This is a genomic window from Alishewanella tabrizica, assembly GCF_014652375.1.
Classification (GTDB): domain Bacteria; phylum Pseudomonadota; class Gammaproteobacteria; order Enterobacterales; family Alteromonadaceae; genus Alishewanella; species Alishewanella tabrizica.
Window position 1 is genome coordinate 163,874 of sequence record NZ_BMYR01000008.1, and the last position, 13,809, is coordinate 177,682.

Below are 13,809 nucleotides of genomic sequence, written 5' to 3' on the forward strand. Positions count from 1 at the left end.
AAGTCTTGTCGCTCGTGTGAATGCTGAGTATGCTGTAAATTCTTTCCTAAAAAAACTTAACAGGCCAACGCCAGGATGAGGCTTCGCGAAACACTGCTCGTATATATTTTGCCGTTATTGATAATACCCTTGGCGTTATTGGGTTACCTCGCTTACTCCTATAGTAGCTTGGCGCGCGATCTCCAAGTGTATCAATACGTGGCTGAGCGTATTCATCAGCAGCAACACTATGTGCATGATTACTTACGAGTACAGCAAACACGCCTCGCTTTTATGGCTACGGCGAAGGAGCTTACCCGATATTTGAGTGCACCAGCAGGGACGTCCACACAAGCAGTAAATCAACTTTTTGCCAATGTTGCGGCACAAGATGATGCGTTACTCTCCATTAAGTTGTTAGATATTAATGGTGAAGAGGCGACCAGTTTTCCAATAAGCGCCAATGATTCTGCGATACCAAACCGTTTTCGAAACGAATATTTTTCAGCTGTTCAAGCGATGATTGAAGAGCAAAGTATCTTTTTAGCCCCTGACGGTGATGAGCGACAGCTACAATTATTTTTTGTGCAAAAATTGTATACGCCTAGTGTGGCCAGCAATCGTCAAGTATGGGGATATTTATTGCTGGTTGTTGATCCTAAGCCGATTGTGAGTGTTGCAGCTAATCCTATCACACCTAATAGTATAACCTTGTTAGTTAACCGCTCAGCCACTATTGCCTATGCTGCAAATCAAGCACTAATTGGTACTGCTTTTACACCGAGTCACTATCGCACTATTCAGCAAAGTGTTGATCAGCCGACGCTGCAAACGGGAATGTTACTTGGTCAGCAAAAATTATTAGTGGGTCGTACCTTAATTGGTGCATATCAATTAATTTATGGTGTAGATCAGCAGGAAATATACCGTAAATTTACTCCTTGGCCACAGCTAAGTCTTTTGCTTACCCTTGTGTGTTGTGTGCTCGTCCCATGGTTTATTTATCAATTGTTAATTACGCATGTTTTTGAACCGGTAAAACAATTAACTGCGGCAAAAACAGCAGTAGGTCGTGGTGACTTGTCGATTACCTTAACGGTAGATAAACAAGATGAGCTAGGGGATATGTTTGCTGCCTTTAATGTTATGGTGCGGCAATTACGAGTTTATCGCGAACGTGAGTTAGCTTATAAGCAGCAATTAGAAGACAAAGTGCTACGTCGAACCCAAGATCTTGCTAGAGCAAATGACGATTTAGCTGCAGCCAACCAAGCGCTTATCCTAGCGCGAGAAGTTGCAGAGCAAGCTAACCGATTAAAGAGCGTATTTTTAGCGAACATGAGCCATGAAATTCGTACACCGTTAACTGCGATAATTGGCTTTAGTGAACAAGCGCTTTTAGAACAACAACAAGAAAAACGCGCTGATTATTTAAATCGTGTGTTACGCAGCAGTGAACATTTGCTTGGCTTAATTAATGATATTTTGGACTTATCAAAAATTGAAGCAGATAAGTTAGAATTAGTACCTGAAAACTTTTGCTATTTAGCGATGCTAGACGATGTTTTTCAACAAGCGCAGGAGCAAGCTGAGGCAAAAGGGCTGATTTGTCAGCGAGTACTGCAATTTCCGTTGCCAGAGTTGCTTTACAATGACAGTTTACGCGTGCGGCAAGTTTTACTTAATGTGGTCAGTAATGCCGTTAAATTTACACGCAAAGGCAAAGTTATACTGCAGGTGAGTTATGATGAAGCGTTGCATCGGTTGTCGATTAAAGTAAAAGACACCGGCATTGGTATGACCAGTACGGAAATTGCTAGGTTGTTTCAGCCTTTTGTACAAGCTGATGCCACAGTAACGCGCGATTTCGGCGGAACAGGGTTGGGACTTTGCATCTCTAAGAAATTAATGGAACAGATGAATGGCGATATTCTGGTCGAAAGTGTCAAAGGTATTGGTAGTTCTTTTGAGCTGCTTTTCCAGCTACCCGCTGCTACGCCACTAATCGAATCTTATCATCCTCAGACTCTAATTCGTGAAGTCGCCCCTTCGTACGCACAATTAAACTTACATGTGTTGGTAGCGGAAGATAACCCTGATAATCAATTATTATTAAGCTTAATGTTGCAGCAGGTTGGCGTAAGTTACGAGCTGGTGGTTAACGGCCATCAAGCGGTTGAGCATGCCTTAACTGGCAAGTTTGATTTAATTTTTATGGATATGCAAATGCCGATTATGGGTGGGGAAGAGGCGACTAAATTACTGCGCTTAGCGGGGGTAAAAGTTCCGATTGTTGCGGTTACTGCTAATGTCATGACCGAAGACGCGGAGCGTTATCGTCAAGCGGGTTGTCAAGCCTTGCTAGGCAAGCCTGTGTTACAAAAAGAGTTTTTAGCTATTTTGGCGCGTTTTGCCAAAACAAGTATGCCTGCATTAAGTCAGTTGGAGCAACAACTCGCAGCGGATCCTGCCATGCAAGCACTGATTGCCCAATTTACAGCGCAACTGCCAGAACAATTGAGCATGCTGCAACGATATGCCGCAAACGATGATTGGGCCGCACTGACCTTTGCAGCGCATAGTTTAAAAGGTAGCGCAGGGAGTATGGGCTTTCCACACGTCACCTTATTAGCTGGGCTGTTAGAGCAAGCCAGTAAACAACATAATGCAGATGATGTGGCTGCGTTATTAACTAAAATGCAGGCAAGTATTCAGGGTTAGTCAGAGAGAATACGGTCTCATCTTGCCATCACTTGGCTTGTAGCAGAGACATGTGTAGCATAAAAATCAGTAGAACGAGGATGACATGAGTGCACAACAAGCGTTACTGACTATTTTGGACGATAAGATTCGTCACGATCGGTTAGTGTTACCCACCTTACCTGAAATTGCTTTACGGGTTCGGCAGCGGGCAGATGATCCTAAGGTAAGTTTGGCTCAAATGGCCGATGTGATTGCGCAAGATCCTGCCTTGTCCGCGCGTATGATGAAAATTGCTAACAGTGCGTTTATGGGCCGTTCCATTAAGGTCAATACCTTAAATCAGGCAGTTACCCGCATTGGTTTGAGTCAAATTAAAAATGTTGCGACGGCTTTGGCGATAGAACAATTATTTGTTTCAGAATACAAACAAGTACAACAGCATTTAGGTAAACTATGGCGTGAAAATATTCATGTGGCCGCAATCGCGGTGGCCTGTTTGAAATCGTATCAAGCTACGCAGCCAGCCTGTGTGTTAAGTAGCGATGTCATGACACTGTGTGCCTTAGTGCATAATATTGGTGCCTTGGCGGTGATTACTGAAGCTGAGCGTCATCCTGACGTGTTTGGGCATCCCTTATTTTTGCAAAGTGTTATTGATAAAGCTGCGCCCTATATCAGCGTAAAAGTGTTAAAAGCCTGGGGATTTGCTGAAGAGTTTCAGTTAGCCGCAAAAAGCTGGCGGGTGTGTAGGGCCAATTCCGTTCCGGATTATACTGACTTTATCCGCTTAGCCGCCATTGAGCGAGGGTACTATAAATCAGCTGAAGAGCAACATCAGCTTTTAACTCAATATATTGCGATGCAAGTCGTCACCGTACCCGAGTTTATGCAGCAGCCAAATATCGCCAGCTTATATCAAGATATTCACGCACTATTTCAATAGCGATGAAAGAGCAAACCGCGAGCGGAAGAGCGTCAAGATTCAAGGGATTAGAAATTAAGACTCTCTGCAGCCAGCTCAGCGTATTTCGTTAGTGGTGAAAAGTGATTACCAACTGGGCGGTCAACGCGTTACCCGCAATTACGGGTAACGCTTCAGAGGTTCTACTTTGGTGATTTGTTAAGTGTAGCCGACATAGCCAGCTGGGCAGTTCAGCTTGTAGGGACTTCCTGATCGCTTAACGCATTAACCTGTTTGCTAATGGCTAATAAAGCGTGGTTTACACTGTCGGCCATTAGCAGTAAGTCTGCATCTAATCGCGTTACTAAGTCTTCCCAACCTAATTCATCATTTTGCTCTGTAATGCTATCAGGATAGCTGAGCTGCTTAACGCCACCGTCGTCTGCCATTGTCAGTCCCATGCCTTCAGGCTGCTCTAGCCGAATACGCGTGACCAGTTTGTCTTGCAAATGGGTTTGTACCTCGTCCGCGCTAAGCAGATGATTACTAAACCGTACTTTGGCGCCTTCTTCATCAGGAGCTTTAAGTTCAACGTCGGCACCCAGTTGGAAGGTTCCTGGTAACGCTTCAGCAGCTAACCACATTTGTAAGTGGCTATTTAATTTATGATTATCAAGCCAAGGCAACGCAGGTAAAGATCCCAAGGCCTTACGTAATAAAGCCAGCATATCTTCAGCTTTACTGGCACTACTGGTATTGATCACGATCCATTGATGCTCTACGTCATAATAGCCTTGTGTTAGCTGCGAGCGGCTGAATGCTCTGGGTAACAAACTTTGAATTAGATCATCTTTTAACGCTTGTTTTTCTTTGCGGCTTAAGGAACGACCTTGCTCTTGTTCAGCGGCTTCAATTTTAGGTTGTAACTCTTCGTTAATTACCGCTGCGGGTAAAACTTTTTCTTGCTTTTTAACAGCAAAAAACCAGCGCTGTGCTTGTTGATGGCAATACTGTTTAATGCTGGGATGCAGTGGAAAGCTGAAACCGGTTCTTACGGCTTCTTGACCCGTGCAAGGGCTAAACTTATATTCTGCGAGGGCACTTTCTAACGCCACAATATCGGTTGTAAGAGGGGCACTTAATTTGTACACACGGGCATTTTTAAACCACATAACGCGTTTATTTCCATTTTTTAAAAAACGCAGTATACCGTTATTTTATTTTTTTTGGGAACCAGATGTGATAATGCAAACCTTGACCAACTTGGCTCGTTGCTTCAATGCTACCCCCAAGGGTTTGCCGCACTAAATTGTAAGTAATATGTGCGCCTAACCCACTGCCGCCTTGATCGCGTTTAGTGGTAAAAAAGGGATGGAACAGTTGATTAAGTTGCTCAGGGGGTAAGCCTTTACCATTATCGGTGTAACGGATATCTATATTGTCTGCGTCATCGGTTACCGTGATCCGGATCAAGCCTTGTGAGATATTGTCAAAACCATGGATCAAGGAATTCATCAGTAGATTCGTAAAAATCTGTGATATGGCGCCTGCGGGGCAATCAAAAATAATATTATCCGCACAGTTAATTTCGATTTGATGGCGTGTCTTTTTAAAATGCGGTTGTAAAGAACGGGTGATCTCGTGCAAATACTCACAAAGATTGATGGTTCGAGTGGCTTCGCTAGCCTGATCTACCGCTATTTGTTTAAAACTCGCAATAAGCTCGGAAGCACGGCTTAGGTTTGATTGCAGTAATTCAGTACTTTGCTGCGCTTCGGATAAAAAATCTTCGAGCATTTTAGGGGTGAGGGTTTTTTCGCGATACGCAAAACCCAACTGATGGATTCGCTCGGCTAAAAAGCTGGTGGCAGTCACACCAATACCCACTGGTGTGTTGACCTCGTGGGTGATGCCTGCGACTAAACCGCCAAGGGCAGCCATTTTTTCAGATTGAACTAAGCGATCTTGGGCTTGGTTTAAATTATCAATGGTCTCTTCAAGCTCGCGTTGTTTTTGGCGTAAATCAAGTTCAGTTTGTCGGCGCTGCTCAATTTCTTCACGCAAAGATTGTTTTTTCTGCAATAACTCTTGTTTTTGTTGTTGTAAATCCATCATGGCTTGACTTAGCCCTGAGGTTTTACGCGCGACTTCTTGCTCAAGTAATAGGTTTTGTTGATCGAGTTTGTTATTCGAAGACAGAAGTTGTTGCTGCGTTTGTTTTAATTGCGCTTGATAATCTTGTAAGCGGGCAATTAGGCGATTGTAAGCACCTGCCATGGCGGTCAGTTCGGCGCCTTCATCGGCTGAGATACGTATTTTGGAACCGTCTAATTGCTCCAGTTCTAAATCTTCTATTTGACGGCTTAGATCGGCCAAGGGTTCGGTTAAATAGCGGCGAAAGGCAATAAGAAAGAGAATAATTAAAAACGTGGTTTTTAATACCGCATTACAAAATAAAAAATATAAACCTACCTCAATGCGCTCAATTACGATGTTACGACTAGAAAAAAGCGTGACATCACCTACTTGGCTGGTGCGCCCCGAGAATTCGAAAATTAAAGGAAATGAATAACCAAAAATTCCAGATTGTTGCTCGCTGAGGCTAAGCTCTTGCTGCACTAATTGATTACTGAAACGTTGTTGAATATCAATAAAACGCCCTGACTGCGTAATAATACTGCCATTATCATCACGAATAATAATGCCTTCGATACTGGGGATTGCCAATAATCCATCGGCTATGTTCAATGTTTGTGGTGTATTTAGTTCCCAAATTGCCCGAGTGAGGCTGCCTGCAAAGGTTTGTTGCAGCGTACTGAGTTCGTTTTTAATATAGTTTTTAGCATTATAGTATTCGGCAAAAACTTGGCCGACCGTTACAACGAGTGTAAGAATAAAATACACCGATAAGACTTTTGTCAGCAGCTTTTTTGACAGACTTTGTTGCTGCATGTTATCACCCTGGGTTAGCGAGCAAGATATCCACTATCAACAGTGGTTACCATAGCGAATATAATGGCTATTTAAAATAGCTTAGTAAAAATAGTCAGGATTTAGCTAGGGGTTTTTTACGTTAGTGGTATAAATAGCGATATGTTTATACCAAATGTGTTTTAGTCGTGTTCTATTTTGCGTTACATTGAGCAATAGCGGCTTGCGTGTTAAGGAATATACTTTTGTCTTCATCCATTATTAATAGCATGGTGCAACAGTTACCGGGTGGCGTGATTGTTCTCAACTCCCACTGTAAAATAGTTTATGTTAATAAGTTTATTTGTCGATATAGTGAGTTACCTGAACGTGAACTGCTTGGAAAGTCGTTTTTTTCCACATTTCCAGAAGTGCCAAAGGCATGGTTTAATCGAAAAATTGAGGCGGTGCTAACGCAACAAACGCCAGAGCAAATCAGCTGGCAGCAACGTTTATACCTCCTTAAATTTCCCCGGCAAACAGTACAGGAACACGCGCAACGCTATATGGCTCAAAACTGTACTTTGATGCCACTGCGGGATCCAAATAGCGGCGAGTTGCATCTTTGCCTGTGGATCCAAGATGTATCAGAACAAGTACGCTATCATGCTCAGTTGTTGTTTACGCAACAACAATTAAAACTGCATGAACGACAAGACAGTTTAACCGGGTTAATGAATAGAACGTTTTGGCAGCAGCAACTTACGCTAGAAATTGCGCGGGCTGAACGGTATGAACGACCATTAGCGTTGTTATTGTTTAATATTGATCGATTCAAAGCGTTTAATGATCAATATAGTCATCAGCAAGGCGATATGGTTTTACAGGCCTTCGCCAAAATGATTGCTGCCTTATTACGTGATAATGATTTATTCGCACGGTTTGCAGGGGCGGAGTTTGCCCTGATTTTGCCTGACACCCCGTTGGTTGGTGCTATTGAAGTGGCTAATCGTATGAAAAAGCAGTTGGCTCAACAGGTGCTGTTAGCTCAGCATCCGAAGCTGCACCTTACCATGAGTATTGGGATTAGTGTGTATGAAACGGCTACGCTAGCAGATGCGTTAATTCAACAAGCGGAGCAGGCTTTATATCAAGCCAAGTGCGCTGGACGCGATCAAACCAGTGTTTATACATTAGCCGCAAAAGCTGGCTAGTCGCTTGAGAGGGTAATGGTTCGCTTGCGGTGTTTGGGCGTGCAACGGTTTTAAACCGGTAATGTAGCAAGCCACAGAAAAAATTTGACAGACGTCTAAAAGTCTGTGCATAGTGTCTCTATGAAAATAAAAATGTCAGCACTTACCACCATTATTATTACCACCAACCCTGCGGGGTAGGAGGTCGGCGGTGTGTTGTCTGTAAAAAGGCCCGTGACCTCAAAGGTTCGGGCCTTTTTTTTAGCCTTTTTACTAGGCTATTGGTCTACGATAACAAAACTACGGATACCCAAAAAGCTTAAAGCACAAACCAAAGGGGTTATGCGCAAAGTGCAATGGGAAAGACTTGAAGGCGCGAGGAGAAAGATATGAGAGTGCTAAAATTTGGCGGGTCATCATTGGCGTCAGTAAGCCGATTTTCTGAAGTGGCCGAGATTGTGATGCAACAGGCTGCTACCGAGCAAGTATGTTTGGTGTTATCTGCGCCGCAAGGCGTGACCAATACGCTAGTAGAACTAACCGATTTGGCCTACTTAGGCACAGATTTTCAGGCATTACTTAACCAATTAGAACAGCGTTATCAGTTGTTATTAAATGCAGTGGCATACTTAAGTGAACAGCAAAAAGCCGGAGTTTCGCAGCTAATTAGCCAGCAAATTCAACAATTGAGCTGGCAATTACAGGGCATGAGTTTGTTACGTTTTTGTCCTGATCATATTAAGGCGCAAATTTTAGGGTTAGGTGAACAATTTAGTGTCGCCTTAATGACTGCCCTGTTACAGGCGCAGGGGGCAGATGTAATTGCGCTAGATGCTGTGCAATTAGTAAAAAGTCAGGGCGATTATCTGAATGCCACAGCAGATGTTTCTGCCACGTCGGTAACCTTAACGCAGGCAATTGCTCAACGCCATGCGGCTGTCTATGTGTTAGCCGGTTTTGTTTCCAGTAACGCACAAGGTGAAACCGCACTGCTTGGACGCAATGGCTCTGATTATTCTGCCGCAGTCATTGCAGCCGCTATTCGGGCTAGCGCCTGTGAAATTTGGACAGATGTGGATGGTGTGTACAGTGCGGATCCGCGCCAGGTTAAACAAACGCGTTTAATTGATCGGCTTTCATACGATGAGGCCATGGAACTGTCGTATTTCGGTGCAAAAGTGTTACACCCAAAAACGATTGGCCCGTTAGCCAGAGTCCAGATCCCTTGTTATATCAAAAACACCTTAAACCCGAGCGCACCAGGAACCTGTATTGATGTACAAGGAGACGGTGAGGCATTGGTTAAAGGCATTTCAAGTTTAGAGCATTTGGCATTAATTACTGTGTCTGGACCCGGCTTAAAAGGTGTGGTGGGGATGGCCAGTCGCGTCTTTGCGTCCATGGCCCGTTCACAAATTTCTGTGAGTTTAATCACTCAATCGTCTTCTGAATTCAGTATTAGTTTTTGTGTCCCACAATTGCATTTAACCGCGGCGAAAAAAGCCTTGGAAGCCGAGTTTGAGTTAGAATTGCAAAATAAACTGCTGCGTCCCTTAAGTATTTTATCGGATATGGCGATTGTGAGTTTGGTGGGAGATGGTATGCGGCAACATCAAGGCGTCGCCGCCAAGTTTTTTGCCTCGTTAGCACAAGCCCGTGTCAACGTTGTCGCTATTGCCCAAGATAGCAGCGAGCGTTCAATTTCGGCAGTCGTGGAACAACGCAGCTGTCAAAATGCGGTAAAGGTCTGTCACGAAAACTTTTTTAGTCATATTCCTAGTATTGATGTGTTTTTAGTGGGATGTGGTGTTGTAGGCGCCGAATTACTGGCACAAATCCATCGCCAACAAGCGTTTTTAAAACAACGTCAAGTCAAACTAACCGTGTATGGTATTGCCAATAGTAAGCAATTACTCCTGGCGGCAGAGGGTATTGCTTTAGACAGTTGGCAACAACAATTACCGGCGGCTACCGAGCAATTTTCGTTAACAGCACTAAACCGTTTTGTACAAGAGCAGCATTTAACTAACCCGGTTCTAGTGGATTGCACCAGTGCGCAGCAAGTTGCTGATCAGTATGTCGACTTTTTGGCTGCGGGCTTTCATGTGGTGACGCCTAACAAAAAAGCCAATACTTCCAGTCTTGATTATTATCATAAGCTTCGTGCGGTTGCGCAGCAGCAACGTCGTCGCTTTTTGTATGAAACCACGGTAGGTGCTGGTTTACCGGTAATTGATACGCTGCAAGGGTTAATCAATGCGGGTGACGAACTGTTAGCGTTTGAAGGTATTTTGTCGGGTTCATTGTCTTATATCTTTGGAGAGTTAGAAGCCGGTGTGGCGTTGTCAAAAGTAACCGAAAAAGCCAAAGCGATGGGCTTTACTGAGCCGGATCCGCGTGATGATCTGTCGGGGATGGATGTCGCACGCAAACTGTTAATTATGGCGCGCGAGTCAGGTTTGTCTTTGGATCTGTCTGATGTTGAGGTGGAATCGGTGTTGCCTGCTGATTTTGATGCGAGTGGCAGTGTAGAGCATTTTATGGCGCGGTTAACAGAAGTCGATTCAGTATTTACTGCAAAATTGCAGCAGGCGAAAGCAGAAGGCAAAGTCCTTCGTTATATAGGTGAAATTCGCCAAGGCAAATGTAAAGTGGCGATTAAGGCCTTAGCGAGTGATCATCCATTAGCTAAAGTGAAAGATGGCGAAAATGCGCTTTCTATACTGAGCCGCTATTATCAACCGATCCCCTTTGTCTTACGGGGATATGGCGCCGGGGCCGCTGTAACGTCTGCGGGTGTGTTTAGCGATATTCTGCGCACACTAAGTTGGCAGCAACAGGTATAGTCTTATGCAAAAACAGGTTATAAAACGTTATTATGCGCCGGCCTCCACGGGCAATGTCTCGGTAGGATTTGATTTATTAGGGGCCGCTTTTGAGCCGATTGATGGCAGTTTGTTGGGCGATGTGCTGGACATTCTTGCAGAAACACCACAATTATCGTTAACGATCAGTGGTCGCTATGTGCACCAGCTACCTGCCGATACCACGGAAAATCTGATTACTCAGGCATTTTATGCCTTTGAGCAGGCATTGGGTAAACCTTTACCTCGCCTCAGTTTGCATCTGCACAAAAATTTACCCGTAGGCAGTGGTTTAGGTTCCAGTGCCTGTTCGATTGTGGTGGCCTTTTATGCCTTTAATGACTATTTTGGTCGACCTTTTACTCAAACACAATTATTAACCTTAATGGCGATTGCCGAAGGGGGCGTAAGTGGAAGCGTGCATTATGATAATGTTGCGCCTTCTTACTTAGGGGGCTTGCAATTGATGCTGCCGGAAAGTCCAAAATTGTGTCGCCAGTTACCTTGGTTTGCTCACTGGCGGGTGGTGCTGTGTTATCCCGGTACAGTGTTATCAACCAAAGCTGCACGTCAGGTATTGCCGCAGCAGTTATCATTAGCGCATAGTATCGCTTTTGCGGGGACATTAAGCCGGTTCATTAGTGCGCTGTACAGTGACGATGAGCAGGATGCGGTCAGTGCATTACACGATCTTATTGCGGAGCCCGCACGTCTCCCTCTGATCCCTGAATTGTTATCGCTGCGTCAGACATTAATGGCTGAGGGGGTTGCACATTTAGGGATTTCTGGGGCAGGACCAACGTTGTTTGCCGTATGCCAGAATGAAGCGCTGGCAACGGAAACCGCAGACTATCTGCAACGTCATTATGCAAAAAATCAGGATGCGCTCACGGTAGTGTGTCGTTTAGCGACATTAGGCGCACGCGCGCTCGAGGACTAACAAATGCAATTAACTAATTTAAAAGTACCTGCAGAGCAGGTGAGTTTTTTACAAGCCGTTCGTCAAGGTCTGGGGCAGCAACAAGGATTATTTTTTCCAACCTCATGGCCAAAACTTGATATCAATCATTTACTGAGTTTGCCTTTAGTACAGCGCAGCGCCGAAATTTTATCGGCGTTAATTGGTGATGAGTTAAGCCCGCAGCAAGTACGCGAGATGGTGAGTCAGGCATTTACGTTTCCAGCACCGCTTGTGGCTGTTAATGCAAATATGCATTGTTTAGAATTGTTTCACGGCCCAACCTTAGCATTTAAAGACTTTGGTGGGCGCTTTATGGCACAGGCCTTAGCAAAGGCCCAGCAACAACAACACACGACCATTGTTACCGCGACTTCGGGCGATACCGGGGCAGCCGTAGCACATGCTTTTTTTCGCCAGCCTGGTGTGCAGGTCGTTATTTTATACCCTAAAGGCAAGATCAGTATTTTACAGGAAAAACTATTTACCACGCTGGGTGAAAATATCACCACCTTGGCGGTAGATGGCGATTTTGATCAGTGCCAAGCACTGGTAAAACAGGTATTTGATGATAAGGCCTTGGTCAGCGAATTTAATATTAATTCAGCTAACTCAATTAATATTAGTCGATTATTTGCACAAATTTGCTATTATTTTGAAGCGATTGCGCAGGTTCCCGCTGAGCAGCGCGATCAGGTCGTCATTGCTGTACCCAGTGGTAATTTTGGTAATTTAACCGCTGGCTTAATTGCCAAAGCATTAGGTCTCCCTATTAAGCGCATGGTTGCTGCAACTAATACTAACGATACAGTTCCCCGTTATTGGCAAAGTGGTGTGTGGCAGCCGCATGCTACAGTCCCGACTCTCTCAAATGCTATGGATGTTAGTGCGCCAAATAACTGGCCGAGAGTTGAAGCGTTATTAGCGCAAGGGATGATTGCCCGAAGCGATATTGAAGCGGTGGCGGTAGATGAGGATGACACACAGCTGGGTATGCGTATCTTGGCACAAGAAGGGTATTTAAGTGAGCCACACGCAGCGATAGCCTATAAAGCCTTAAAGCGCAGTTTACAGCCTGGTGAAGTAGGTATCTTTTTAGGTACGGCTCATCCAGCAAAGTTTAAAGAGCAAGTTGAAAATATCTTAGGGAATCCGATTGCGTTGCCGGCTGTGTTAGCGCAGTGCGCAGCAGAGCCAGGATTAAACCTAGATATTCCTGCAGAATTTGCGGCCTTAGAACAGGTTATTCGTCAAGTGGTACAACGTTAATGGACTGGCAAGCGCTACTGAGCGAGGAAAAGCAACAGCCTTATTTTCAACACTGTTTAGCACAGATCAAGGAACGTCGTGCTAACGGTACGGTGATTTATCCTGCAGATAGCGAAATTTTTAACGCGTTTAAGTTAACTCGCTTTGCCGATCTTAAAGTGGTGATTTTAGGGCAAGATCCTTATCATGGGCCGAACCAAGCACATGGTTTGGCTTTTTCGGTTCGCACCAGTGTGCGTGTGCCGCCTTCTTTAGTAAATATTTATAAAGAGTTAGCGTTGGAGTATGCAGACTTTCAGCCCCCTAAACACGGTTTTTTACAAAGCTGGGCAGAGCAGGGGGTGTTACTGTTGAATACCATACTGACCGTTGAAGCCAATACACCCAATTCTCACAGAAAATTAGGCTGGGAAAACTTTACCGATCAAGTGATTCGGCAAATCAGTACACATGCCGAGCATGTGGTTTTTTTGCTCTGGGGATCGCATGCCCAGAAGAAAGCCACGTTAATAGAGGGTAAGCGTCATGCGATTTTAATGGCGCCACATCCCTCCCCGTTGTCAGCACATCGGGGGTTTATAGGCTGTGGTCATTTTTTACAGACCAATAGCCTTTTAGTGTCAAAAGGACAAAAGCCCATTAACTGGCACAGTGTCATGTACTGATAGCGACACTGACTGTGATCAGTCAGGCGCTAGCAAGTGATTTCCTCGAGCCTAAGCGTATGCTCACCCGCTATTCGCTTTATTCAGGGCGAAATAGCAAAGTGAGGCGGCTTAAACAGGAACCGAAAAAAAATGGCTCACGGAAATCCGTGAGCCATTTTTTATAATTCGATATCACTTAGCTCAGGTTCTATCGTCCAATCGATATCACAAAGCTCTTTTTTTAAGCGCTGGCGCTCCTTCAATTCTTCAATTTCACGCCATTTACGTTTAACCGCACGGGTTTTTGCCGCGGGGCGTTCCAACATATTCAGTAAGTCTTCGAAGCTTTCCATATTACGGCCTCATCTGATGTGGATTATTGTTG

Annotated in this window: 10 protein-coding genes; 7 read left to right on the forward strand and 3 right to left on the reverse strand. The window is 44.6% G+C overall.

The genetic code is table 11. The annotated features are described in order from the left end of the window. The first annotated feature begins 75 nt into the window (after positions 1-75). Both IE070_RS10835 and IE070_RS10840 read left to right on the forward strand, forming a co-directional pair. Positions 76-2,700, forward strand: a complete 2,625-nt coding sequence (locus IE070_RS10835) for an ATP-binding protein (protein ID WP_189483205.1) — start codon at positions 76-78, stop codon at positions 2,698-2,700. Positions 2,701-2,785: 85 nt separating this feature from the next. Continuing rightward, positions 2,786-3,625 (forward strand): HDOD domain-containing protein, encoded by an 840-nt coding sequence (locus tag IE070_RS10840; protein ID WP_189483206.1) that lies wholly within the window; start codon positions 2,786-2,788, stop codon positions 3,623-3,625. Between the two features lie 209 nt (positions 3,626-3,834). Here the strand turns inward: IE070_RS10840 and IE070_RS10845 are convergent, their stop codons facing one another. Beyond that, a complete protein-coding gene (locus IE070_RS10845) occupies positions 3,835-4,755 on the reverse strand; it encodes a recombination-associated protein RdgC (protein ID WP_189483207.1) in 921 nt (306 codons plus the stop codon). A 40-nt stretch (positions 4,756-4,795) separates the two neighbouring features. After that, complete coding sequence (locus IE070_RS10850) at positions 4,796-6,535, reverse strand: sensor histidine kinase (RefSeq protein ID WP_189483208.1); 1,740 nt, start codon at positions 6,533-6,535, stop codon at positions 4,796-4,798. 224 nt (positions 6,536-6,759) lie between these two features. On the opposite strand from IE070_RS10850, the gene IE070_RS10855 reads away from it, so the two are divergent. From IE070_RS10855 to ung, 5 genes are all read left to right on the forward strand, one after another. Further along, entirely contained in the window at positions 6,760-7,707 is a 948-nt protein-coding gene (locus IE070_RS10855) for a sensor domain-containing diguanylate cyclase (RefSeq protein ID WP_229797036.1), read from the forward strand. A 368-nt stretch (positions 7,708-8,075) separates the two neighbouring features. Next, positions 8,076-10,532 (forward strand): bifunctional aspartate kinase/homoserine dehydrogenase I, encoded by a 2,457-nt coding sequence (gene thrA / locus IE070_RS10860; RefSeq protein WP_189483209.1) that lies wholly within the window; start codon positions 8,076-8,078, stop codon positions 10,530-10,532. Between the two features lie 4 nt (positions 10,533-10,536). Further along, positions 10,537-11,490 (forward strand): homoserine kinase, encoded by a 954-nt coding sequence (thrB, locus tag IE070_RS10865; protein WP_189483210.1) that lies wholly within the window; start codon positions 10,537-10,539, stop codon positions 11,488-11,490. A gap of 3 nt (positions 11,491-11,493) precedes the next feature. After that, entirely contained in the window at positions 11,494-12,777 is a 1,284-nt protein-coding gene (gene thrC / locus IE070_RS10870; protein ID WP_189483211.1) for a threonine synthase, read from the forward strand. After that, positions 12,777-13,442: a uracil-DNA glycosylase gene (ung, locus tag IE070_RS10875; RefSeq protein WP_189483212.1), complete on the forward strand. Its 666-nt coding sequence runs from the start codon at positions 12,777-12,779 to the stop codon at positions 13,440-13,442. Before thrC ends, ung begins: the two co-directional genes overlap by 1 nt. Before the next feature lie 161 nt (positions 13,443-13,603). Here the strand turns inward: ung and IE070_RS10880 are convergent, their stop codons facing one another. After that, positions 13,604-13,777 (reverse strand): DUF3545 family protein, encoded by a 174-nt coding sequence (locus IE070_RS10880; RefSeq protein WP_189431374.1) that lies wholly within the window; start codon positions 13,775-13,777, stop codon positions 13,604-13,606. Between the last annotated feature and the right edge of the window lie 32 nt (positions 13,778-13,809).

Bases quoted from the DNA above. Each gene is read 5' to 3' on its own strand.
- IE070_RS10845 (WP_189483207.1), bottom strand. From the start codon at position 4,755: ATGTGGTTTAAAAATGCCCGTGTGTACAAATTAAGTGCCCCTCTTACA.
- IE070_RS10880 (WP_189431374.1), bottom strand. From the start codon at position 13,777: ATGGAAAGCTTCGAAGACTTACTGAATATGTTGGAACGCCCCGCGGCA.
- IE070_RS10835 (WP_189483205.1), top strand. From the start codon at position 76: ATGAGGCTTCGCGAAACACTGCTCGTATATATTTTGCCGTTATTGATA.
- ung (WP_189483212.1), top strand. From the start codon at position 12,777: ATGGACTGGCAAGCGCTACTGAGCGAGGAAAAGCAACAGCCTTATTTT.
- thrA (WP_189483209.1), top strand. From the start codon at position 8,076: ATGAGAGTGCTAAAATTTGGCGGGTCATCATTGGCGTCAGTAAGCCGA.
- IE070_RS10850 (WP_189483208.1), bottom strand. From the start codon at position 6,535: ATGCAGCAACAAAGTCTGTCAAAAAAGCTGCTGACAAAAGTCTTATCG.
- thrB (WP_189483210.1), top strand. From the start codon at position 10,537: ATGCAAAAACAGGTTATAAAACGTTATTATGCGCCGGCCTCCACGGGC.
- thrC (WP_189483211.1), top strand. From the start codon at position 11,494: ATGCAATTAACTAATTTAAAAGTACCTGCAGAGCAGGTGAGTTTTTTA.
- IE070_RS10840 (WP_189483206.1), top strand. From the start codon at position 2,786: ATGAGTGCACAACAAGCGTTACTGACTATTTTGGACGATAAGATTCGT.